The following is a 22466-nucleotide window of genomic DNA, read 5'->3' as shown; positions in this document are numbered from 1 at the left end:
CCACACCACCACCCCCTCTCCTCCACAACCACCAGCCCCCGCTGGACGGGCGCGCCGATCTCCTTTGTCGCGCACAACGTCACCCAGCTCCTCCACGAGTACTCACCCCTGCTGGACGCCGAGCCCATCTCCTCCCCGGCGCCCAACGTCCTCCCTCTCCTCCGCGCTCACCCACCCCCTGGAGACGACCTCACATGAAGACGCCTCGTCCGCTGGTAGCCCTGCTGGCGTTACTACTGACAAGCCCGGCCACGCTTCACGCCGCCCCGGCCGCCGCTGCCCCGGCGCTCACCGCTTCAGCCGTCGCCGTGCCCGCCGTCGCCGTGCCCGCCCTTGCCGCTCCGGCCCTGGCCGTCTCCCGATCAGCCGCCGGATATGTCAGGCTCGCGCACTTCTCCCCGGACACGCCCGCCGTGGACGTCTACCTGTACGACTTCGGTGGCGAGACGCCGAAGCTGGTGCTCAAGCACGTCCCGTACGGCGCGCTGTCGCCGTACCAGAAGCTGTCCGCGGGGCAGTACACCGTGGCGATGCGCGCGGCGGGCGCCAAGGCGTCGACCCCGCCCGTGCTCTCCACCAACGTGCGCGTCACCGCCGGCGAGGCGTACACCGTCGCGGGCACGGGGCCGTTCAAGAGCATCCGGCTGTCGGTGCTGCCCGACACCGCGCGTATGCCCGCAGGCAAGGGGGGCATCAGGTTCGTCGCGGCCTCCCTCAAGAGCCGGGCGCTGCGCCTGGGGGCGGGCGGCGTCGTCCTGGAACCCCGGCTTCGCTTCGGCACGGCGTCCGCCTACCGCGCCCACCCGGCCGGCCCGCTCGTCGTCACGGCCAAGGGCCAGGGCGGCGAGTCGGCCAGAGCGCGCGTCGCCCTGACCTCCGGCGCCCTGCACACGATCATCGTCCTGGACGGCAAGAACGGCCTGACCCTGCTCGACACCCGCGACGCCGCCGGCCCCGGCATCACCCCCAAAGGCGGCATCAACACCGGCCTCGGCGGCCTGGCCTCCACGGCTGACGAGCCGATCGCGAGTGGCTCGTCCGGCATCGGCCCCGTCGCGGCGGGAGTGCTCGTCGCTGGGATGGTCATGACCCTTGTCCTGGTGAGGCGCGCCAGGCGCGGTAATGGCGCCGGCTGACAGGCCGGTCTCCTCGGTGCGCACCACCCTGCGCGGAATCCCGCTCCTCGGCGCGAGCCTCATATGCGCGTGCCTACTCACGGGATGCGCGGCGGTTTCCGGTAGCAGCCCTGGCGCACCCGGTACGCCCATCAGATCGGACACGCCTGGTACATCAGGTACCCCCAGTACGCCCGGACCCCGGCCCGTATGGTCCGCGGTGCCCGGGCAGGTGGCCGTGCCGCCCACGGCGACCGCGCCCGCGCGGCACGCGGAGCCCGTCACGCTCGCCGTGCCTGCCCTCAGGATCAGCGGCGGCCTGGAAAGGCTCGCGATCGGCCCGGCAGGGGAGCTCACCCCGCCACGCGACCCCGGCCGGGCCGGTTGGTACGCGGCGGGGGTCCGGCCGGGCGACACCGGGCCGGCCGTCATCGCAGGTCATGTGGACAGCAGGACCGGACCAGCGGTCTTCGCCGAACTGCAGCGGCTCCGCGCGGGGGACCAGATCGCCATCGGCCGCGCCGACGGCACCAGCGTCCGTTTCCAGGTCGACTCGGTACGCGTCACCACCAAGGCGGCCTTCCCCACCAGGGACGTCTACGGCGCGACCCCCGACCCCCAACTCAGGCTCATCACCTGCGGCGGCGCGTTCGACACCCACACCGGCCACTACGTCGACAACGTGATCGTCTTCGCTTCCCTCACTCACTGACCCGGCGGATCAGCGGGGGTCCAGGCTCCAGGTCCAGATCTCGCCGTCGTTGGTGCCCGCGACCACCGCAGGGGTGTCGTTCACCCTGGTCACCGCCACCGAGCTGATCCAGCCCGCAGGTCCCGTGAGCGGATGGCCGAGTGGCGTGCCCGTGGCAAGGTCCCATACCCGGACGGTCCGGTCCCAGCTCCCCGAGACGACCACCGGACGGCCGTCGACCTTCGTGACCGCCAGCGTCACCACGCGGTCGGTGTGCCCCTTCCACGGTTGCCCGACCGCCCGGCCGGTGCGCAGGTCGCGCACCCGCACCGTCCTGTCCCCGCCGGAGACGATCACCGGACGCCCGGCCGACTCGCCCACGGCCAGCGTGGCGACCGCCGTGCCGCCGTCGCGGTACGGCCCGGCGAGCAGCCGCCCGCCGGCCGGGTCCCACACCCGGACGGTGCCGTCCACGCCGCCGGAGACCACGACCGGCCGCCCGTCCAGCGCGGCGACGGTCACCGACGTGATCTCGCCGCCCTTGCCACGCAGCGGCGAGGCGACCTCACGTCCGGTGGCCGCGTCGGAGACCCGCAGCCCGTCATGCCCGCCCGACACCACGACACCACGCCCATCCAGCTCGAACGGCGCGACCGCCAGCACGTCCCCGCGATGTCCGCGGAACGGGCGGCCCAGCATGGCGCCCGTCGTGAGGTCCCACACCCACACCCCGCCGCCGAACCCGCCGCAGACGACCACGGGCCGCCCCTTCACCTGCCCTACCGCGAGCGACGACACGTACGGCGTGCCCACCTTGAACGACCGCCGGGACGCCTCGCGGGTGCCGGCCTCCGACATCCGGATCACACTGTCGCGACCGGCGGAGAGCGTCACCGGCCGCCCGTCCACCTCGGCCGCCGCGACCGCGAGCACGTCCGTGGTCCGCCCGGTGAACGGCCCGCCGAGCGGAGCGCCGAATCCAGGGCCGACCGAAGGAACCACCACCACCGCCGCCGTCGTCCCCGACGCCCCCGGCCGGGGCACGGACGGCTGCCGCTCCCTGCTGAACACCGCGAACGACCCCCCGGCCACGGCCACCGCCACGCCGAAGGACACGACGGCGAGCACCCCGCGAGGCGGTCTCGAGCGCGTCGGCCGGGTCACCCCTCCAGCACCGCCGGACCCACTCTCCGACGGCGCGGTCCCACCCGACCCGGACGCGGTCCCACCCGACCCCGGCCCGATCCCACCCGACTCTGACGCGATCCCACCTGAACCTGGCCCGGTCCCGCCTGAACCCGGCCCGGTCCCACCCAACCCCTGCGCGGCCTCGCCCGCACTCGCCGCGGTCTCACCCGAACCCGCCGCAGTCTCACCCGAACCCGTCGCGCCCGGCGCCCCGCCGTCGACCGGTGAGCCCGGCGACCCGCCGTCCGGCACGACCTCGATCCCGCTGGATCCGGCCCCGTCGCGCCGGTCCTGACGTGACCCCCTCCCGCTCACCCCCGTCCTACCCGACGAACCCCCACCCGCCTCACCGCCGCCAGGCCGTTCGCCCGGCCGTCCGCCCGCCCCGCCGCCACCGTCAGGCCGTCCGCCCGCTCCGGCAACACCAGGCCCTCCACCCCGCTCAGCATCGACGGGCCGTCCGCCCACCCCGGCATCGGCAGACCGTTCACCCGGCCCGACAAGCCGTGCATCCGGCCCGACAAGCCGAGCACCCGGCTCGGCACCCTGAGAAGACGCGAGAGGTACATGAGCGGACATCCCCTCCCGCTCCGGTACGTACGCGGACGTCCCATCCGGCTTACCACCCCCGCGCCCCGCGGCCGGGATCTCGCTCGGCTGGGTCGCCTCCCCGTCCCTCTCCACGAGCGCGAACAGCGCCTGCCCGGCGCTGGGCCGCCGACGCGCGTCCTTGGTCAGGCAGGCCGCGAGCAGGTCGCGCAGCCGTTCCGGCACGCCCGTAAGGTCGGGTTCGCGGGTCATGATGCGGTTCATCACCGCGGGGATGCTGTCGCTGCCGAACGCCGGGTGGCCGGTCGCGGCGAACGTCATCAGCACCGCCCAGCTGAAGACGTCCGACGCCGGTCCCGGCTGCCAGCCCTGGAGCTGCTCGGGCGACATGTACGACGGCGTGCCCTGGACCTTGCTCGCCATGGTCGCCGCGACGTCCATCATCCGAGCGATCCCGAAGTCGATCACGCGCGGGCCGTCCGTGCCCAGCAGCACGTTGCTCGGCTTGAAGTCGCGGTGCACGATGCCCGCCCGGTGGATCGCCGCCAGCGCGGTCACCGTGCTCACCGCCAGCCGGTCGAGCGGCCCGCCGTCGCGGGGACCCTCCCGGCGCACGAGCTGGTCGAGCGACTCGCCTTCGACGTACTCGCTGACGATGTACGGCCGGTCATGGGTCACGTCGGCGTCCAGCACCCGCGCCGTGCAGAACTCGGCGACCCTCCTGGCCAGGTCGATCTCGCGCAGGAACCGCATCCGCGCGTCCGCGTCGTCGACCAGCCGGGCGTGCAGCACCTTGATCGCCACGGGCGTCCCGTCCGTGGACTCCGCCAGGTAGACCGTTCCCTGGCCGCCCTCCCCGAGCAGGCCGACCAGGTGGTACGCGCCGATCGACTCGATCTCACCCGGCCGTAACGGACGGCTTCCCGGCACTCCCCACCTCCCGGCGACCCGCTGCCTCCCGACCCTAGGCGACCCCGCCGAACCCGCGAAAGGGGAGCGTGTCACGAAGGCGAACGAGAGACTTCGCGCAGTCTTCCCCGCGACGAATCGCCACGGACGCGCGGCACACCACCACATACGCCGCCGGCACCCCTTGGGCTTCGGTCAGTCGGTCGTGGGCCAGTCCCAGCCGAGCTGCAGGAACAGCCCGAGGCGGTCGCTGACGGCGCGGATCTCGCTGATCTTCCCGTCGGCCAGCGTGAACACGAAGATCGCCTCGTTCTGGAAGTCCCGCCGCGTCGGTTCGGGCATGCGGGGGTGGGCACCGCTGTGCGTGCCGGACATGGTCAGCCGCGCGACCACCTTGTCGCCCTCGGCGATGAGCTCCTCGACGTGCATGAGGAACGGGTCGAACGCGTCGAGCTGCATCCGGATGGCGTCGAACGCCGCCCCTGGCTCGTCCGGCTCGCCGTGAATGATCTTGTTGTGGTCGACGACGTCGAGTGCCACGTAGGTGGGCAGGTCGTCCAGCCTGCGCTCGTTGGTCGCGTCGAACAGTCCTCGAACGATCTGCTTGTTGTCCATTCCGGCCTCTCTCTTACGCTGTAAGACGAGCGTCATCATGTATCTTACGGCGTAAGAAAGTCAAGGGGTGCGATGACGAGGATGTCCCGCGAGCGTGTGCTCGACGCCGCGCTGGACCTGGTCGACCAGGTGGGCGTCAGCGGCCTGTCCATGCGCAGGCTCGGCGCCGCGCTCGGCGTAGAGGCCATGACGATCTACTACTACGTGCCCAACAAGGACGCGGTCCTCGACGGCCTCGTCGAGCGGATCATGACCCGGGCGTTCGTGGTCAGCCCCCACCCCGACTGGCGCCGGCTGATCCGCGACTTCGCCGTCTCCTTCCGGCGCGAACTCCTGGCACACCCGGGCGTCGTGCAACTGGTCGCCACCCGTCCGGTGACCACCCCCGACGCCATGCGCATGCTGGAGGCGATCGTGGTCATCCTCAGAGAGGCGGGCTTCGGCCTGCGTGAGGCCTTCCACGTGGTCAACACCGTCGCCATGTTCACCACCGGCCAGTGCCTCGCCGAGGTCGACCCCCCCGGCAGTCCCCCACCGAAACTCCCCGACATGGACCCGTCCGACTTCCCCAACGCCCTGGCCGCCATCCACGCCGGCCTGGGCACCCCCGAAGACCACGAGTCCCGCTTCCACTACGCCCTCAACGCCCTGATCCGCGGCCTTTCCCCTGACAATCCGCCACAGCCCTGACGTTGTGCCGAACGCACGCGGATGTTTAGTAATAGATGAGAAATATGTCGGGTTTACTGGATTGGCTGGGCGGCAAAATACCAGGGTTCCTCCAGTACGCCGGACGGATGGTCGCGTAATGTTGCCGACGCCCGTCCGTGCGGTTCTTCCACACGGCCGGGGGTAGAAACCGTGTGGACGAGGAGGCAGCAGGCCGATGTTGCTGAGTTTCCGCGTGGCCAACCATCGATCGCTTCGCAGCGAGCAACAACTTCTGCTCACCCCCAGTTACCGCGCCGACGGCCCGTCCGACGTCGATTGGGAGGGCGTTCCCGTAGTCGGGTTGTTCGGTCCCAACGCCTCGGGTAAGTCCAACGTCATCGACGCGATGGTCTACATGCGGGACCTGGTGCTCGGCTCTCTGCGTGAGAGCGAACCGGGTGCCGGTGTCCGGCGTCAACCCTTCGCCCTGGGCATCGCCGCTCGCGATGAGCCGTCCACTTTCGTGGTCGATCTGATGCTGGAGCGGGTTCAGTACACCTACGGCTTCTCGGTCGACGACGCGCAGGTGACCGAGGAGTGGATGTACAGCTATCCGCAGAAGCGGAAACGCCTGATCTTCCGTAGGGCGCTGGACGAATACTCCTTCGGGGATTCTCCGGATTCCATGCGGCAGGTGGAGGAGATCACGGAGTCGAACGTGCTCTTCCTGTCCGTCGCGGCCAGATCGAGGCAGGTTCTCGTCCGGCCGGTCTACGACTGGTTCGCTGATATCCAGGACCGCAAGCCTCTGGTTGCCGGTTCCCTTCGTCCTGCGGTCATGACGGCGGAGGCGTTGGAGAGATTCGGCTATTTCGATCGGCTGACGACCCTGCTCCAGGCCGCCGACACCGGGATCGAATCAGCGGAGCTGATCGAGGAGACGGATGCCGAGTTCGCCGAGCGTGCCGCCCGGCTCGACGGGCTCGATGAATCTCGGACGGCCACCGGCCGGGCCGTTCGCCTGGCGGAAATCAGCAGGCGGGGAAAACGGCGCAAGCATCTCGTATTCCGGCATCGAGGGGAGACGGGAACTTTCGCCCTGGGGCTGCGCGACCAGTCTCTCGGGACGCGCGCCCTCTACGAGATGGGCCTGCCGGTCTTTATCTCGCTCGACCAGGGAAGCTCACTGATCGTGGACGAGCTAGATTCGAGCCTGCATCCCTACCTGTCAGCGCAAATCATCCGGTTGTTCACGGATTCCGCGACGAATCCCTTGGGAGCCCAGCTCATCTTCACCAGTCACGATCCGACATTGCTCGGTCGGATCCAGGGCGCGGAGGTTCTTCATCGGGACCACATCTGGTTCACCGAGAAGAACGAATGTGGTGCGACCGAAATATTCCCCTTGTCGGATTTCAATCCGCGCCGAGACGAGAACCGGGAGCGGAGATACCTGGCCGGGCGCTATGGTGCTGTCCCTATCGTCAATGACGAGCTCTTTGCCGCGGCTCTGTCAACGCGTGAAGAGGGGGACGATGGCTTCTCGGGAGCGTACGACCAGGAAGGTCGGCCCTGAAACGAACCTCGCGCGGAACAAGGGTGGCACGCGAGAAGAACGTCGCAGCTTCTTGATTTTGTGTGAGGGAAAAACCGAGAAAGACTACTTCGTTGGTATGCGCTCCCGGCGTGGTCCGCAACTCGATGTCGACATTCCCAAAGGGGACCACCTCGCCAAGGTCCGCGAAGCCGTGAGCCGGGCATCGGACGAATACGACGGCGTCTGGTGCGTCGTGGACACCGAGTTGAACGAATCGCTCACGTGTGACCTGGTGAAGGAGGCGAAGAACGGCCCGATCGAACTCGGCCTGTCGACGCCGAGTTTCGAATTATGGCTGATCCTCCATCACGCCGACTGCGCGAGGCCTTTCCAGTCGGCCGACGACGCCAAGCGGAGGCTGAAGGAGGTGCTCCCCACCTGGAGCGAAGGCAACACCAGGTTCGCCGACTTCTCCGGCCGTGTGGACGCCGCTTGCCGCAGGGCGCGAAAGCTCGACCCGGACGGCCGCGATCCGCTGAGGAACCCCTCCACCGGCGTCTGGCGGCTGGTCGAGAGCCTTCGGGGCTGATCGCCCGCACAGGGGTTCCATGTGGCTTGTCCGAAAGGTCGTTTACGGATGGGTTCCGCCTCCTATGATCAACTTCGGACGGCGCCAGGGTGGAGCCGTCGTCGTTTCCAGGAGGTGGCATGAGGCCTCTGCCTCGTACCCTTTTCCTCGCGCTGTGCCTGAGCGTTCTGGCCGCCGTCGGTCCCGCCTCGGCGGCGCTGGCCGGCGAGCAGGACGCGGCCGCCGCGCGGCACCAGCCGTCCGACGTCGTCATTCCCGGCGATGACTACTACCCGGAGAGCATCGCGGCGACGCCCGGGGGCACGCTGTTCGTCTCGAGCATCGTGACCGGCGAGATCGACCGGGTCCCCGCGGGTTCCGCGACGGCCCAGACGTTCGTGCCGGCCGGGGTGAACATCGGCACCGCCGGGGTGCTCGCCGACCCGGGACGCAACGTCCTGTGGGCGTGCGCGATCGACCTCTCGTTCCAGACGCCCACCGTCCTGAAGGCGTTCAACCTGTCCACCGGGGCACTGGTCGCCGGGTACACCCTGCCGGACGGCGGCGTCTGCGCCGACCTCACGCTGGCCCGTGGCGCCGTCTACCTCACCGACACGACCAACCCGACGGCCAGCCCGCAGGCGCCCGGACGCATCCTCCGGCTGACCACGCCCAGCCCGGTGACCGCCACCGGGGGCACGCTCTCGGTGTGGTCGAGCGACCCGCTGTTCACGAACGGACCGGGGCTGCAGATCAACGGCATCGCGTTCGACGGCGTGCGCTCGTTCTACACGACCAACTACGCCAGCGGAGACCTCCTCCAGGTCGACATCGCCGCCGACGGATCGGCCCGGCCGGCCAAGCTGCTCGACTTCGGCCAGCACTTCGTCAACCCCGACGGCATCCGGATGCTCGACCGCACCCACCTGCTGGTCGCCGAGAACCCGGGCCGCCTGGACGTCGTCGACACGCGCGCCGGCACCGTGACGGTGGCGAACAGCACCCTCGACCAGCCCACCTCCGTGGTGAAGACGCCCCGGGGCCTCTACGTGACCGAGGGCCAGGTCCTCCGCCTCCAGTCCGGCCAGCCCCCGAACCTCCCCTTCAAAATCCGCTGGCTCCCCACCCCCTGACCCCAACCCGCCACCCCAACTAATCCCAACCTGAGCGCCGTCGGCCGATCCCACCCCCAAGGAACCGGCCGACGACCTCTCGAACCATGATCGCCGCCGGGCCAGGAGCACTGCCGGCCGTGCTCGTCGGGATCCACTGGGTGGCGGAGATTAGGTAAGTGCGGAGGTTGTGGTTTTCGGGGTGTTTGTCGGCGCGGAGGATCCAGAGGAGGTCTACGTTCTTTTTGCTGGTTTCGATGCAGATGCCGGTGCCGGGTTTGAGGATCGTGTCGTGCTGGATCTGCGGGATCGTGATCGGGTTGGGCAGGTTGGACTCGCGTGCGGCGTCGCGGCATTCCGTGGGGGTGACGTCCTGGTGGTCGACCGAGCCCATGAGGCCCCTGTTGTCGAGAAGTCTGAGGCCGCTGCCGAGCGCGGTGCCGCCCTGGCCGCAGTTCATGTACTCGAAGGTCTCGTCGGGGCCGATGTAGCCGCCATGGAGGGCCTCGGAGGTGATCGTCAGGCCGTCCGCGTTGAGGAAGGTCGACCGGGCCAGCGCGCAGTCGGCGGTGGCGTCGCCTTCGGTGGCCGGGGGACGGATGACGATCCTCTCGTTCGCCTTCACGAGTCGCCATCCGGCTTCCTGTTTCGGCTGGGCGGGCTGTGACGTGGAGGTCCCGCCGGACCATGGATGCCAGACGACGAGCGTGAGTCCCGCGGTCACGGCCAGGGCGGCCGACACCATGATGGCGGGCGTCCGCAGGCGCCTGGCGGCGGACGGCGTGGTCGCCGGTGGGGTGGGAGGCGAGACCTCTGGCGGGGTGGGTGGGGAGGACGGCGGTGGGGGGTTGTGGGGGGTGGTTGTGGACCAGATTTCGCTGACTATTCGGGTGGCGGCGGCGATTTCTACCTGTTCTCCGCCGACGAGGTGGTCCAGGAGGCGCTGGGCCGTGGGGCGGCGGGTGGGGTCCTTGTCCAGGGCACGTTCCACCAGGGGACGCAGGCTCTCGTCTAGGCCGTCGAGCTTGGGCGCGTGGTGGGCCACGCGGTAGAGCACCTCCGGCACGGCCCCCGAGCCGAACGGCGGGCTGCCGGTGCCCGCGTAGGTGATCACCGAGCCCCAGGCGAACACGTCGGCCGCCTGCCCCACGGTCGTGCCGTTCGCGTGCTCGGGCGCCATGTACTGGGGTGTGCCGATCAGGGTGGCGGTCTGCGCGGTGAGGGTGTCGGCGAGCTGGGCGATGCCGAAGTCGATCACTCGCGGGCCGAACGGGCTGAGCAGGATGTTGGACGGCTTGAGGTCGCGGTGGACCACGTTCGCGCGGTGGATCGCGGTCAGCGCCGCGGCGACCCCGACGGCCAGGGCCTCCAGGTCGGCGCCGTCCATCGGCCCCTGGGCGGCGATCACCGAGCCGAGGTCGGGTCCGTCGACGAATTCGGTGGCGAGGTAGGCCACCTCGCCGTCCATGTCGGCGTCGAGCACGGGAGCGGTACAGAACCGGGCGACCCGCTGCGCGGCCTGCGCTTCTTTGCGGAACCTGCGCCGGAAGTCCTCCCGGGTGGCCAGTTCGGGACGCATCACCTTGAGCGCGACCAGGCTCCCGTCCGGGGCCTGGGCGAGGTGGACGATGCCCATGCCGCCTTCGCCGAGCGTGCGCACGAGCGTGTACGGTCCGATCCGACGCGTCTCAGCCACGCCCGTATTATGGCGATCTTTCGCATACCAGGCCACGCTTCCGCCGGACGCGGGGAGGGGCGGGTCGTTCGCGAAAGTCCGCCGGGCCGTTTGAGGTGGAGGCCGCTGCGCGCCTCGGGCCGCGCCCGCCGGAGGGCCTCGGTGGCCGGTGACGGACGTTTCAGGGAGGCCGGTTGGTGCCTCACGGTGTGCCGGTCGCGGGTTCCGTGACCGGCGGTGGGGTGGTACGGCGGGGGGCGGTGGCCAGGGTGAGGAGGCCGCAAACAAGGGCGGCGAGGACGGTCAGCACGGCGAGGTCCACGTTGCCGGTCTCGGCGCAGGCGAAGGCGAGGACGCCGCCGGCGACGGTCGTCGCGCGCAGGACGACGGTCCAGGAACGGACGGCCGGGCGGATCATGGCGGCCGTCACCCCGGCGAGCAGCGCGCCCCAGATCATGGCCTCCACGTAGGCGTCCCCGGCTTCGAGCCGGTTCAGCGCGTGCCGGACGGCGGCCGGCCCCGCGTTCTGCGGGACGATGCTCGGCATCCGGTCGGGGAAGACCAGCCACGCCCCGTCGCCGAGCACGGCGACCACAGCGGCGCAGACGGCGCCGCCGATCAGCGCGGCTAGGAGGGCCTGCCGTGGGCTGTCGGTGCGCCGGCCCACCTCGGCCATCGCCAGGGCCGGCGCGCCGGCGACGATCGCCACCAGCCACAGGCCGTGCCCCGGCAGGCCGTCCGCCAGGGGCGGCAGGACGCGTTCGAAAGGCATGACGGCGAAGCAGGCCGCACCCGCGAGGAGGCCGGCGCCTATGCCGAAGGCCGGAGCGGCGGGCGCGACGGTCGATCCTCGGGCCGTCATGGCCAGCATGACGACGACGTACAGCACGAGAAGGATCATGCCGAGCGGTACGCCGAGTTCGGGGCGGAGGTACTGGGGGCCACGGTTGTCCAGGACGGCCACCAGCAGGTAGACCCCCGCTGCGGCGAAGCCGCCGGCCCGCACCGCGAGGTCCGTCCGGGAGGGTCCCGCCGGACCGAGCAGGCCGGGCCGGCCGCCCAGCCAGGCCAGTGACGCGAGGACCAGGACCAGGGTGGTGATCACGATCCGGGCGCCGGTGTGGACGATGCCACCGGCCAGCACCAGGCAGACCGCGGTGGTGGTGCCCGCGAGGAAGCCGATGGGGCGTAGCACCGCCGGTTGCAGCAGTGCCGCCCGTACGCAGCCGAGGGCGAAGCGCATGCGTGCCGATCGGCCCTCGACCTGGAGGAACTCGGCCCGCATGGCCAGCCCCCACTCGCGGCGGGCGGCGGGCAGCAGCCAGGTCGCCAGGGCGAGGAGCCGGCCCGCCGCGCCGGTCCCTACGGATGGGCCGTTCACCACGCACCCCGCAGCTTGCCTCGGCTGGTGCGCGGAGCGGCCGTGGCGGGCGTGGCGGTTTCGGCGGCCAGTGCGCGGCCCGCGCCGCTGAGCCGGTACAGGTGCCGGGGTGGGCGTCCTGGCGGCGGGCCGGTCTCCCAGGAGGTTTCCAGCATCCCCCGGTCGGCCAGCCGCATGAGGATCGGATAGAGCGAGCCGGCCTTGAGCCCGATCTCCCGGCCGAGTTCGTAGCCGTACCGCCACTCGGCCGGGGTGGCGGCGAGAGCGGACAGGACGGCGATGGTCTGCGGAGACGGGCGCCTGACTCGGGTCACGCGATAACGCTACCTATATAGAGTTAGTAGGCGCAACGCGACGGCCGACCTGGAACCCCCGCCTCTGGACGCCGTCCGCCGAAGTCGGTGCCCCGCCGGCCAACGGCGAGTGGGCGACCACCACCGGGGGTACCGCCTCATGACCTGCCGCCCGGCCGGGCGGAGTCGTGGTCCGGGCGGGTCTCGGCCAGGGTGAGGGCGGGGGCGGGCGGCTCCGGCGGCCACCAGCGGGCCGGCGGCCGGAGAAGGCCCTGGACGACCGCCACCGCCCCGGCGCCGGGCGTGAGGAAGTGGGCCAGGGAGAGCGCGGCGGGAGGGTCGAGCAGCAGGCGGACCGAACCGGCCAGCAGGACCAGCCAGCCGACCATCATGACGAGTTGGCGAAGCAGCCCCGAGGTGTGCCTGAGCAGCCCGGACGTGGCCCTGACGACCTTGGAGGCGTCCTCCAGCCTCCGCACCACCCGCGCCTGCCTGGACCTGGCCACGCGACCCACCCCCCACCAAAAGATCATCGGGGGCTCGCTAGCGCAAGCAGTATCAACTTCTCGTGGACTCCGCAACCGAACCCGCACACCATGGGCTACTCTTCGAAGAGGAGTTCGAATGACATGCCAACCCTTGACCGCGCGACACGAAGGACGCGAACGAAAGCAAGACGTCAGGCGGCGACGTGCTCGGACAGCGGGGTGACCTGCTGGATCGGTTCGAGGACGGTGCGGCGGGCGCGCTCGCGGACGATGGTCTTCAGGACGCGCCAGCCGTCGCGCACGGCGTGCAGGTTGCTCGTGCCGTGGATGCGGCAGTGCTCGTGGCTCGGCACCTCGTGCACGGAGAGCCCCGCCTGGGCGGCCCGCACGTTCATCAGCGTCTCGATCTCGAAGCCGTCGCAGTCGAGCGCCAGGACGTCGAGGTGGCGCGCCCAGAACGCGTTGTACCCGTAGCAGAGGTCGGTGTAGCGGGTGCCGTACAGCATGTTGGTCAGCGTGGTCAGCACCGTGTTGCCGAACGAGCGGGTGAAGCTGATGTCGTCCGACCCCGCGCCGGAGGCGTAGCGCGAGCCCTTGGCGAAGTCGGCCCCGGCGACCAGCGCGGACACGAAGCGGATGATCTCGCGGCCGTCCGTGGAGCCGTCGGCGTCGATCATGACGATGATGTCGCCGGTCGCGGCGGCGAAGCCTTCGGTGAGCGCGTTCCCCTTGCCCCGGCCGCTCTGCGTGACGACGCGCAGCCCAGGGCGTAAGGCCTTCGCGACGGCCACGGTCTCGTCGGTGGAGTTGCCGTCGACCAGGACGACCTCGTCGATCCAGTGCGGCAGGGTGGCGAACACATGCGGCAGGTTCTCCGCCTCGTTCATGGCGGGAACCACCACGGTGACCGTGGCCCCGATGGCCAGGTCATCGCTGACCCGGGTGTACTTGCCCTGGGTCGAGGCGAGTCCGTACGTCGTCATGCGCGCATTATCGGGCATGCCACCTGCAAGCGGCTTGACGCACCCTTGCACGACCGCGCCCGGCGGGGATCAGCCGCTGCTCCAGTGGACCAGCCACGTGGTGCCCGGGGTGAAGTCGGCGAGCACACGGACCGTCCGCCCGGTCAGGTCCAGGGCCCGGAGCTGCGGGCGTTTGGCTGACTTGTCGTAGATGCCTAGATGGTCCTGGCCGAACCAGAACCAGAGCAGGGAGTCCTTGGGCAGCGGGACCGTCGCCTGACGGGCGCCGGTGGCCGGGTCCACGACGCAGGCGGCGTGCCGCTTCCCCGGGCACAGCGCGGCCATCCGGCCCTTGGAGGACACCACGGGAACGCTGTCCTCCGGGACGCGGAGCCCCTTGAGCGTGCGCTGGAGCCTGCCGTCCAGACCGTAGAACCGGACGCCTTCGGCGTTCTTGCCCACCGCCCTCACGACTCCCGCGTCGCCGGGCGCCCACACGAAGTTCGACCGCCCGGTGCCCGCGCCGTCGACCTTGACGACGGTGGTCTTCCGGGTCTCGCGGTCCACGATGGCGAACCCCACGCTGTCGCCGGTGCTGGCGGTCGCGTCGTACGTGGTCAGCAGTACCCGGCGGCTGTCCTCCGACCAGATCATGCCGCGCACGGCGAGCGGGCGCGCGACGGTGGGGACCCGGAACTCGTCTTCGTGGAGGCGGCCGGCGAAGTGCACCTCGTTGCCGTCCCCCTGGGCGTACTGCGGGAACTCCTGGACGCCCGCCATGCCCGTCCTGTCGGGGGAGACCTGGAACATCATCCGTTCCTCGACGTCGTGGAAGGCGCCGTCCGGCGAGCGCCACGCGGCCGTGAAGATCAGGTTGGAGTCGGTGTGGATGAACGCGGTGAGCCGCAGCGGGTCGGCGGGGTTCTCGTACACCTTCGCCCCGAGGTCGGGGATCGCGACCTCGCGTGCGGTCGTCGGAAGCGGCCCCGCGGTGGCGGTCGAGACGGCGACCGAGGGCGTGGGCCTGGGCGTGGCCGTGGTGGAGCCCTTGGGCAGGACCCGGTACACCAGCCCCGCGCCCACCAGCAGGCAGGCGGCGACCAGCACGACGGCGAGCCGGCGCGGCCGCCGGGTCGCGGTGGGCCGGTCGGCGTACGAGCTGCCCGCAGCGAGCTCCTCCTGGCCCGCCGCCCCGGTCGGCGCGGCCGCGGGCCGCCCGAGGAGCTGGAGCAGCACCTGCCTGCTCATCGGCCGGGCCCTCGGATCCTTCGCCAGGCAGGCGGTGGCCAGGTCGCCCAGCTCGCCTTCGAGCCCGCCGAGGTCGGGGTCGGAGTGCAGGACCCTGTTCAGGATCGCCGGCAGCGAGTCGGCGCCGAACGGCGGGCGCCCGGTGGCGGCGAAGACCATGGTGCAGGCCCAGGCGAACATGTCGGCGGGGGGACCCGCCGGGGTGTCCCCGAGCTGCTCGGGGGCCATGTACGACGGGGTGCCGATCGGGCCGCCCTCGGTGACGTCCCCGCCGGCCTGGCGGGCGATGCCGAAGTCGATGACCCGGGGTCCGTCACGGCTCAGCAGGACGTTGGCCGGCTTGAAGTCGCGGTGCACCACCCCGGCGCGGTGGATCGCGGCCAGGGCGGTGATCGTGCCCACCGCGAGCCGGTGCAGCTCGCGGCCGTGCAGCGGGCCGCGCTGGGCCACCGCCTCCTGGAGGGTCGGCCCGTCGATGTACTCGCTGACGATGTACGGCACGGTCCCGGCGAAGCCGGTCTCCAGCACCTGCGCGGTGCAGAACGACGCGACCTTGGGCAGCACCTCGGACTCGCGGCGGAACCGCATCGCCGACAGGGTGTCCGGCGAGGCGTGCAGCATCTTGATCGCGACGGGTTCGCCCTCCGGCGGCTCGGCCAGGTAGACGACGCCCTGGCCGCCCGACCCGAGTCGGCCGACGATCCGGTAGTCGCCGACGGTGGCCGGGTCGCTGGGACGCAGCGGGGTGGTGCCTGGCATGTCCGGTCAGCCTCGCGTGTAGCGGATGTCGACCAGTCCGCCTACGGGGGCGTTGAGGTCCGCGAGCACCCGGACCTCCTGGCCGGCGAAGTCGCGCAACACCACCCGCTGCAGGTCCTTCGTCACGGAATGGACCTCGATGATGTGCCGGTCGTCGTACCAGCCGATGAGCGCTCCCCCCTGCGGGGACACCGGGATGGTGGCGACCCGCTCCCCGGTGGTGGTCCGCCACACGCAGAGCGAGATGACCTTCTCGCAGCCGCTGGTGACGAAGGTGTCGCCGGAGGGGGAGAACCAGTCGCCGTTGCCGGTGGGGGAGCCCACCCAGTGCATCAGCCGCAGCGGCTGCCCCGCCAGGTCGCGGAAGCGCAGGCCGTTGCCCCACTCGGCGGTGAGGTAGCGCGCGGCGACCGAGCGGCCGTCCGGCGCCCAGCGGTAGAAGGAGATGAAGCTCTCCGGCTGGACGGCCGTGCCGGCGACCTTGACGTCCTCGGCGTCGGTGGTGGGCACGAACACCGAGCTGCGCGCGGCCACGTCGACGATCACGAATCCCGCGGTGTAGACGTGGGTGTCCTTGCCGACCTTCTCCCTGCGGAGCGCGCTGACCACGATGCTGTCGCTCTGCCGCGACCAGGCCATGCCGAACGACACGTACGGGCTGCGCAGCGTCGGGATGCCGAACTTGGCGCCGGTGAGGTGGTCGGTGAACTGCACGGACAACTGCTGCGAGGTGGCCAGGTAGAGCGTGTCCATGGTGGCCAGGTAGCGGCCGTCGGGGGAGAGCTCCGCCACGGTGTTGGTCGAGCCGGCCCGCTCGAACGTGCCGCTCCTCGGATCGCGGGCGTAGATGTCGGTGCGGCCGTTGTCGTGGGTCTTGCTGACCCGGATGGCGCTGAGGCGGACCGGGTCGGCCGGGTGCTCGTACAGCGTGCCCAGGTTCCCGGGGAGGGCCACGCCCTTGTCCACCTTTGGGGGGAGCGCCGTGGTGGTGGCGGACGGCACCGCTCGCGGCGTCCAGGAGCCCGCGACGGCCGGAGCCGAGGTCGCGGGAGCGGGGGCGGCGGGCCGCTCGGCGGCCCGGAGGGTGACGGCGGCGGAGATCCCGCTGCTGACCAGCGCGATGGCGACGCCCGCGGCGACCAGTACCAGGACACGGCGCGGCGCGGATCGCCGCCGGGGCGCGGTCCCGGGAGGGAGGGCGTCGGGCAGGGCGGTGTCGAGGACCTGGGAGTGCCCGAGCAGCCTGAGCAGGGTGTCCTCGGCGGTCGGCCGGTCGTCCGGCTCCCTGGCCAGGCAGTCGGCCAGCGCGTCGCGCAGCGGGCCCTCCTCCAGCCGGCCGAGGCTGGCCGCCGCGGTCGACAGCCGCCGCGTCGACTCGGTGATCGACTCGCCGTCGAAGGGGTCGCGGCCGGTCGCCGCGTAGGCGATCACCGACGCCCAGGTGAACAGGTCGGCGGCCTGGCCTGGCCGGTCGCCCGCCAGCTCCTCGGGCGTGTGCCACGCGAGGACGGTGGCGTCCACGCGGTTGGTCTCGTGGGCGGGCCCGAGCATGTCGTGCCGCTCCGGGCCCCGGTAGATCAGCCGGGGGCCGTCGGGGCCGAGCAGGACGCGGTCGGGACGGATCCCGACGTGGGCGGCCCCGGACCGGTGCAGGGCGGCCAGCGCGGTGACGGTGCTGATCGCCAGGCGTTGCAGCGCCGCCCCCGCCAGCGGCCCCTGGCGCTCGATCTCCCCGGCCAGGTCGGGCCCGTCGACGTACTCGCTGACGATGTACCCGGCCTGGACGTCGAGCACGTGCACCGTGCCGGCGGCGGGGGCGTCGCGTAACCGTTCAAGTTCGGACAGGCCGGACGGTCGGCGCAGCGAAGGATCGGCGTAGTGGCGCAACGCGACCCGTTCGCCGGACGCGGTCTCGGCGAGGTAGGTCGTGACCGAGCAGCAGCTCGACGACAGGACGCGGACGACGCGGTAGGGGCCGATCTCGGCGGGGCCGTCGGCGGGGGGCGAATCCGCGGGACGCAACGTGCTCACCTCTTCGCCACGGACATGTACAGGTCGGAGTAGTCCTTCTTGGCCACCGTCGCCAGCACCCGTCCAGGCCGCCCGAGCATGTCCACGACGACGAGCTTGTACGGGTCCTTGCGGGGGTCGAGCACCACGACGTGGTTCTCGTCGTACCACCCCCAGAACTCGGAGCCCACGTAGGTGATCGCGATCGAGGCGCGGCGGACGCCGGTGTCGGCCTCCCAGACGCACAGGGTGCCACCGCTCGGGCACAGGGTGGTGAACTGCTTGCCGGACGGGGAGAACGACCGGCGGCCCGCGATGTACCCGACCCAGTCCATGGTCCGTATCTCCTTCCCGGTCAGGTCGCGGAACCGCATGCCGTAGTCGTCGTCCTCGGTCTGGTAGGACACGGCGACGTGGGCGCCGTCGGGCAGCCACACGTAGTAGCCCTCGCCGCGCCGCTTCTCGTCGTCGGTGTCGACCTCGGCGGCCGAGCGGCCGGCCACGTCGACGAGCACGAAGCCCGTGGGCACCTTCTTCTCGCCGCTGTGCAGGGTGAACATGAGGCGCGTACCGCGGGGGTCCCAGGTGGGGCGGTACGCGGACGGCGGCACGGCGACGGTGAACCGCTCGCCTCCGGTGCGGGGGACGAACGTGACCGTGCCGGTCTTCTTGGTCGTGGTCAGGAGCGCCACCCACATTCCGTCGGGCGAGGCCGCCACGTCGTCCGAGACCATCCCCGCGGAGGTGAACTCGGCGGTCCCGGGGGTCCGCATGTAGCTCACTTTGGACGTGCGGTAGGCGGCGAACCGCCACGGGTCGGCGGGGTTCTCGTGCAGCGTCATGTCCAGGCCGGGCGCGGCCACCTTGGTGGTGGCCGGCGGGGGAGCGGCGGGCCGGGGCACGGTCGCGGTCAGGTTGAGCGAGGGGGTGGGGCTCACGCGGGGGGCGGGGGGCGCGGCGGCCTGTCCCGAGCGGGCGGCGGCGAAATGGCCGCCGAGCGTGCCAGCCACGGCGATGAGCACCGCGCCGGCCCCGGTCAGCAGCCTCCTGCGCCACACCCCGGGGTTCGCGGCCGAGGGCTCGGTGTAGACGGGCAGGTCCACGCCGACGGGCAGCAGGGTGTGCCCGACCAGCCCGAGCAGGGCGTCGGCCGCCTCGGGCCGGTCGGCCGGATCCTTGGACAGGCAGGCGGCCGCCACCATGCGCAGATGCTCGTCCAGCGCCGTCAGGTCGGGCTGGTCCCGGAGCACGCGGTTGATCGTGGCCGACGTCGAGCCGCCCTCGAAGGGGTCGTGCCCGGTCGCCGCGAAGACCAGCGTGGCGGCCCAGGCGAACATGTCGCCCGGCGGTTCCGCGCCGGTCCCGCCGAGCCGTTCGGGCGAAAGGTAGGCGAGCGAGGTCAGCGCGCGGGTCGCCATGTCGCCGCCTGACGGCACCACCCGCGCCATCGCGGCCCCCGCGACGCGCACGCCGTCGGGTCCGAGCAGCACGTTCCCCGGGTGCAGGTCGCCGTGCGCGACCCCGGCCTGGTGGAGGGCGACTAGCGCGGTCATCGTCGAGATGGCCAGCCGGTGCAGCGCCGCCCCGGACTGCGGCCCGCTCCGCTCGACGGCCGCGCGCAGGCTGACGCCCTCGACGTGCTCGACGACGACGTACGGCCGGCCGTCCTGCACGCCGGAGGCGATGGTCTGCGCGATGGAGGACACCGACACCGAGGCCAGTTTGGTGGTCGCCTCGGTGATCCTGGTGGAGTCCTCGTCGCCGCCGACGCCCTCGCGCAGCCACACGACCTCGACCCGCTCGCCCGACCGGTCGTCCGCGAGGTACACGCAGACCTGGTCGTCCTCGTGGAGGCGCGCTACAAGTGTGTACTCTCCGATTTCCCTTGGGTCGGATCGGCCGAGGGAAACTGTCTCGGTCATTCGCCGCGCTCCATGTGGAGTTCGCCCGCTTGCGATGTCATTTTTGATCATAGGACGTGCCGAACCTCCATGACACCCTGTTCCCCGGACGCGTCTACGCTGCGACACATGCGTGACTCCCGGCCGGAGGAATCCGTCGAAACGCGGCCGTTCACCCCGCGGCTCATCGGCAGCGAGATCATCGTGGTGTTCGCGGTGTCGCTCGGCGCCAGCGCCCTGCGATCCCTGGTGTCGCTGGTCGGCTCGCTGACCGCGCCGCAGGCGCTGAAGGGCCAGCACGCCGTCCTCGTCGGCACGATGGCGCCAGGACGCCCCTGGCTGGATCTCACCTACCAGCTCGTCGGCATCGCGGTGACGGTGGCGCCCGTGGCGCTGGTCGCCTACCTGCTGGCCCGGTCCGGCGAGTCGCTGCGCACGATCGGCGCCGACCTGCGCGAGCCTGGGCGGGACGCGTTGCGGGGCGCGGTCCTCGCGGCCGTCGTGGGGGGCACCGGGCTGGCCTTCTACCTGCTCGCGTTCGGCGCCGGGGTCAACCTCAACGTCGTCCCTGACCAGCTTCCCGACGTGTGGTGGCGCGTGCCCGTCCTGCTGCTGGCCGCGCTGGAGAACGCCGTGCTCGAAGAGGTGATCGTCAGCGGTTACCTGCTGCACCGCCTGGCCCGGCTGGGCTGGAGACCGTGGACGGCCGTCGCGGTGTCGGCGCTGCTGCGCGGGTCCTACCACCTGTACCAGGGCTTCGGCGGCTTCGTCGGCAACCTGGCGATGGGCGTGCTGTTCGGGCGCCTGTACCAGCGGTGGGGGCGGGCGATGCCGCTGATCGTCGCGCACACGCTGATCGACGCCGTCGCCTTCGTGGGCTACGGGCTGCTGCGCGGCCACGTCGCCTGGCTGCCGTGAACCGCCCGATCCCGGGCGGGCACGTATACGGGCATGCATGCCATGACCCCTTCAGACGCTTATACCGCATGGTTACCGTCATGGCTGCTGTCGGTCCGGCGAATCGGCGGGGCCGGTCGATACCGTGAGCCTGTGGAGGAGAGCGAGGTCGGCCGTCGCCGGGCGCTGTGGGCTTTGGGCACGTTGACCCTCGCGTCCCTGCTGGTGGGCGACGCCGTACGCCCGACCCTGCGCGTGCCGGTCATGGCGCCGGTCGCGCGTCCGAGACGCCGGGTCCGCCCGCACGCGGCCGTCCGGCGTGCCGCCGAGGACGTGTGGACGCCGGCGTCGCTCCGGGCCCGCCACCAGCCCGTGCACAGCCTGCGGGACCTCGCCCCCGCCGCGCCGGGGAACGCCATCGCCCTCACGATCGACGACGGCCCCCATCCGGAGTGGACGCCGAGGATGCTCGACCTGCTCGCGGAGCACGAGATACGGGCGACGTTCTCCCTGATCGGCATGCAGGTGGAGCGGTTCCCCCGGCTGGCGGAGCGCATCGTCAGGGCGGGGCACCAGCTCTGCAACCACACGATGCGCCATCCCATCCCGTTCAACCTGCTGTCGGCGCGGCGGATCACCTCCGAGATCGTGGAGGCGCAGCGGCGCATCGAGGACGCCACCGGCGTGGCCGCGCGGTTCTTCCGCGCGCCCGGCGGTTCCTGGTCCGGCCGCGTGGTCCGCGCGGCGGACGCCCACGGCATGATCCCGGTGGACTGGGACGTCGACCCGCGCGACTGGTCGCGGCCGGGGAGCCGGCACATCGCCGAGAGCATGCTGGCGTGCGGGCCGGGCGCGATCCTGCTGTGCCACGACGGCGGCGGCGACCGTTCGGAGACGCTCAACGCGCTGCGCATGGTGATTCCCCGGCTGAAGGACCGTGGCCTGACCTTCGTCTCCCTCTGAGCGCTCTCGGGTTCCTGAGCTGGGCGTTCGTCCATAACCGTCAAATTTGGTTGACACCGCCCAAGGTGTCAACTTACATTGACATCAGCAGGCGAAGACCCCCGATCGAAGGCGGCTCACATGAGGACATCGACCCTGGACGTGCCCGGCGCGACCATCTACCACGAGGTGTGGGGCTCGGGCCCGGCGCTGCTGCTCATCCCCGGCGGCGGCAGCGACGCCACCGCGTACACCCAGGTGGCACGAGTGCTCGCCGACCGCTACACGGTGGTGACCTACGACCCGAGGGGCAACTCCCGCAGCACGGTCGAAGGCCCGCGCGGCGTGCTGACGATCGAGACGCTCGCGCAGGACGCGCGCCTGCTGCTGGAGGAGGTCGGCGGCGAGCCCGCGTACGTCTTCGGCAGCAGCTCCGGCGCGCAGACCGGGCTCGAACTGGTGACCCGCCACCCCGGGCTCGTGCGCACCCTCGTCGCGCACGAGCCGCCCGCCATCCGGCTGCTGCCCGACGCCGGACGATGGGACGCGTTCCTCGCGGACGTGCAGGCCACCTACCGCCAGGAGGGCCTGACGCCCGCGCTGAAGAAGTTCGCCGAAGAACTCGGCCAGAAGCCGCAGTTCGACTCGGGCCAGGAGCTGCCACCGGAGGCGCGGGCTCTGATCGCCAGGGTCATGGCCAACATGGAGCCCTTCTTCGCCTACGACGTCCGGTCCTTCGCCACCTATCTGCCCGACGTGGCCGCGCTGCGGGCGGCCCCGGTCGTGCCCGCGGGCGGGCGGGAGTCGCGCGGGCAGATGCCCTACCTGGCCGTCACCGAGCTGGCCGCACGCCTCGGCGCCACGGTCGAGGAGTTCCCCGGCGACCACGTCGGCTACCTCGGTCACCCGGTGGAGTTCGCCGAGCGCCTGCACGAGGTGATCGCCCGGTAAGGTGTCAGATGGGCCGTTCATGGA

The 22466-nt window shown here is 71.5% G+C and carries 20 protein-coding genes; 10 read left to right on the top strand and 10 right to left on the bottom strand.

The features are described from left to right. The 3 genes from NYZ98_RS37275 to NYZ98_RS37265 all read left to right on the top strand — a co-directional run. The coding region (locus tag NYZ98_RS37275; protein ID WP_262849368.1) for a hypothetical protein at nt 1-198 on the top strand (198 nt) is incomplete at its 5' end. Further along, nucleotides 195-1136, top strand: coding sequence for a DUF4397 domain-containing protein (locus tag NYZ98_RS37270; protein ID WP_262849366.1), 942 nt, complete (start codon nt 195-197; stop codon nt 1134-1136). The genes NYZ98_RS37275 and NYZ98_RS37270, both read left to right, overlap by 4 nt. 199 nt (nt 1137-1335) lie before the next feature. Further along, the gene (locus NYZ98_RS37265) at nt 1336-1827 is read left to right on the top strand and encodes a class F sortase (protein WP_262849363.1); all 492 of its coding nucleotides are present in this window, start codon (nt 1336-1338) and stop codon (nt 1825-1827) included. A 9-nt stretch (nt 1828-1836) separates the two neighbouring features. Here the strand turns inward: NYZ98_RS37265 and NYZ98_RS37260 are convergent, their stop codons facing one another. Both NYZ98_RS37260 and NYZ98_RS37255 read right to left on the bottom strand, forming a co-directional pair. Next, nucleotides 1837-4473, bottom strand: coding sequence for a serine/threonine-protein kinase (locus tag NYZ98_RS37260; protein WP_262849361.1), 2637 nt, complete (start codon nt 4471-4473; stop codon nt 1837-1839). A 174-nt stretch (nt 4474-4647) separates the two neighbouring features. Further along, nucleotides 4648-5067, bottom strand: coding sequence for an ester cyclase (locus NYZ98_RS37255; protein ID WP_262849359.1), 420 nt, complete (start codon nt 5065-5067; stop codon nt 4648-4650). An 81-nt stretch (nt 5068-5148) separates the two neighbouring features. On the opposite strand from NYZ98_RS37255, the gene NYZ98_RS37250 reads away from it, so the two are divergent. The 4 genes from NYZ98_RS37250 to NYZ98_RS37235 all read left to right on the top strand — a co-directional run bounded on the left by NYZ98_RS37250 (nt 5149) and on the right by NYZ98_RS37235 (nt 8956). Then, on the top strand, nt 5149-5757 hold the full coding sequence (locus tag NYZ98_RS37250; RefSeq protein ID WP_262849357.1) for a TetR/AcrR family transcriptional regulator C-terminal domain-containing protein: 609 nt from the start codon (nt 5149-5151) through the stop codon (nt 5755-5757). A 196-nt stretch (nt 5758-5953) separates the two neighbouring features. Beyond that, on the top strand, nt 5954-7294 hold the full coding sequence (locus NYZ98_RS37245) for an AAA family ATPase (RefSeq protein ID WP_262849355.1): 1341 nt from the start codon (nt 5954-5956) through the stop codon (nt 7292-7294). Continuing rightward, a complete protein-coding gene (locus NYZ98_RS37240; protein WP_262849353.1) occupies nt 7254-7844 on the top strand; it encodes an RloB family protein in 591 nt (196 codons plus the stop codon). Before NYZ98_RS37245 ends, NYZ98_RS37240 begins: the two co-directional genes overlap by 41 nt. 119 nt (nt 7845-7963) lie before the next feature. Next, the gene (locus NYZ98_RS37235; RefSeq protein WP_262849350.1) at nt 7964-8956 is read left to right on the top strand and encodes an SMP-30/gluconolactonase/LRE family protein; all 993 of its coding nucleotides are present in this window, start codon (nt 7964-7966) and stop codon (nt 8954-8956) included. Between the two features lie 19 nt (nt 8957-8975). On the opposite strand, the gene NYZ98_RS37230 is transcribed toward NYZ98_RS37235, so the two are convergent. The 8 genes from NYZ98_RS37230 to NYZ98_RS37195 form a co-directional block, all read right to left on the bottom strand. Further along, on the bottom strand, nt 8976-10631 hold the full coding sequence (locus NYZ98_RS37230; protein ID WP_262849348.1) for a serine/threonine-protein kinase: 1656 nt from the start codon (nt 10629-10631) through the stop codon (nt 8976-8978). A 181-nt stretch (nt 10632-10812) separates the two neighbouring features. Next, nucleotides 10813-11991 carry a hypothetical protein gene (locus tag NYZ98_RS37225; RefSeq protein ID WP_262849345.1) on the bottom strand — a complete coding sequence of 393 codons (1179 nt, stop codon included), beginning with the start codon at nt 11989-11991 and terminating at the stop codon, nt 10813-10815. Next, entirely contained in the window at nt 11988-12305 is a 318-nt protein-coding gene (locus tag NYZ98_RS37220) for a PadR family transcriptional regulator (RefSeq protein WP_262849342.1), read from the bottom strand. The genes NYZ98_RS37225 and NYZ98_RS37220 overlap by 4 nt, the downstream gene beginning before the upstream one ends. Before the next feature lie 137 nt (nt 12306-12442). Continuing rightward, entirely contained in the window at nt 12443-12790 is a 348-nt protein-coding gene (locus NYZ98_RS37215; protein ID WP_262849339.1) for a hypothetical protein, read from the bottom strand. A 173-nt stretch (nt 12791-12963) separates the two neighbouring features. Further along, on the bottom strand, nt 12964-13755 hold the full coding sequence (locus NYZ98_RS37210; RefSeq protein WP_262849337.1) for a glycosyltransferase family 2 protein: 792 nt from the start codon (nt 13753-13755) through the stop codon (nt 12964-12966). Between the two features lie 69 nt (nt 13756-13824). Further along, a complete protein-coding gene (locus NYZ98_RS37205; protein ID WP_262849335.1) occupies nt 13825-15741 on the bottom strand; it encodes a serine/threonine-protein kinase in 1917 nt (638 codons plus the stop codon). A gap of 6 nt (nt 15742-15747) precedes the next feature. Continuing rightward, a complete protein-coding gene (locus NYZ98_RS37200; RefSeq protein ID WP_262849332.1) occupies nt 15748-17763 on the bottom strand; it encodes a serine/threonine protein kinase in 2016 nt (671 codons plus the stop codon). 5 nt (nt 17764-17768) lie between these two features. Beyond that, complete coding sequence (locus NYZ98_RS37195) at nt 17769-19673, bottom strand: protein kinase domain-containing protein (protein WP_262849330.1); 1905 nt, start codon at nt 19671-19673, stop codon at nt 17769-17771. Between the two features lie 108 nt (nt 19674-19781). Here NYZ98_RS37195 and NYZ98_RS37190 point away from each other — a divergent pair, with 108 nt between their 5' ends. From NYZ98_RS37190 to NYZ98_RS37180, 3 genes are all read left to right on the top strand, one after another. Further along, the gene (locus NYZ98_RS37190) at nt 19782-20570 is read left to right on the top strand and encodes a CPBP family intramembrane glutamic endopeptidase (protein WP_262849328.1); all 789 of its coding nucleotides are present in this window, start codon (nt 19782-19784) and stop codon (nt 20568-20570) included. 132 nt (nt 20571-20702) lie between these two features. Continuing rightward, nucleotides 20703-21512 (top strand): polysaccharide deacetylase family protein, encoded by an 810-nt coding sequence (locus NYZ98_RS37185; protein WP_262849325.1) that lies wholly within the window; start codon nt 20703-20705, stop codon nt 21510-21512. Between the two features lie 120 nt (nt 21513-21632). Further along, on the top strand, nt 21633-22442 hold the full coding sequence (locus NYZ98_RS37180; protein ID WP_262849323.1) for an alpha/beta fold hydrolase: 810 nt from the start codon (nt 21633-21635) through the stop codon (nt 22440-22442). Nucleotides 22443-22466 lie beyond the last annotated feature (24 nt).

The sequence above is a fragment of the Sphaerisporangium corydalis genome (assembly GCF_025506355.1).
Taxonomy (GTDB): Bacteria; Actinomycetota; Actinomycetes; order Streptosporangiales; family Streptosporangiaceae; genus Sphaerisporangium; species Sphaerisporangium corydalis.
Note: the sequence above shows the minus strand (reverse complement) of the source record. Positions and strands in the feature narration are given on the sequence as shown.

Bases quoted from the DNA above. Each gene is read 5' to 3' on its own strand.
- NYZ98_RS37270 (WP_262849366.1), top strand. From the start codon at position 195: ATGAAGACGCCTCGTCCGCTGGTAGCCCTGCTGGCGTTACTACTGACA.
- NYZ98_RS37255 (WP_262849359.1), bottom strand. From the start codon at position 5,067: ATGGACAACAAGCAGATCGTTCGAGGACTGTTCGACGCGACCAACGAG.
- NYZ98_RS37250 (WP_262849357.1), top strand. From the start codon at position 5,149: ATGTCCCGCGAGCGTGTGCTCGACGCCGCGCTGGACCTGGTCGACCAG.
- NYZ98_RS37245 (WP_262849355.1), top strand. From the start codon at position 5,954: ATGTTGCTGAGTTTCCGCGTGGCCAACCATCGATCGCTTCGCAGCGAG.
- NYZ98_RS37240 (WP_262849353.1), top strand. From the start codon at position 7,254: ATGGCTTCTCGGGAGCGTACGACCAGGAAGGTCGGCCCTGAAACGAAC.
- NYZ98_RS37235 (WP_262849350.1), top strand. From the start codon at position 7,964: ATGAGGCCTCTGCCTCGTACCCTTTTCCTCGCGCTGTGCCTGAGCGTT.
- NYZ98_RS37210 (WP_262849337.1), bottom strand. From the start codon at position 13,755: ATGACGACGTACGGACTCGCCTCGACCCAGGGCAAGTACACCCGGGTC.
- NYZ98_RS37205 (WP_262849335.1), bottom strand. From the start codon at position 15,741: ATGCCAGGCACCACCCCGCTGCGTCCCAGCGACCCGGCCACCGTCGGC.
- NYZ98_RS37195 (WP_262849330.1), bottom strand. From the start codon at position 19,673: ATGACCGAGACAGTTTCCCTCGGCCGATCCGACCCAAGGGAAATCGGA.
- NYZ98_RS37190 (WP_262849328.1), top strand. From the start codon at position 19,782: ATGCGTGACTCCCGGCCGGAGGAATCCGTCGAAACGCGGCCGTTCACC.
- NYZ98_RS37180 (WP_262849323.1), top strand. From the start codon at position 21,633: ATGAGGACATCGACCCTGGACGTGCCCGGCGCGACCATCTACCACGAG.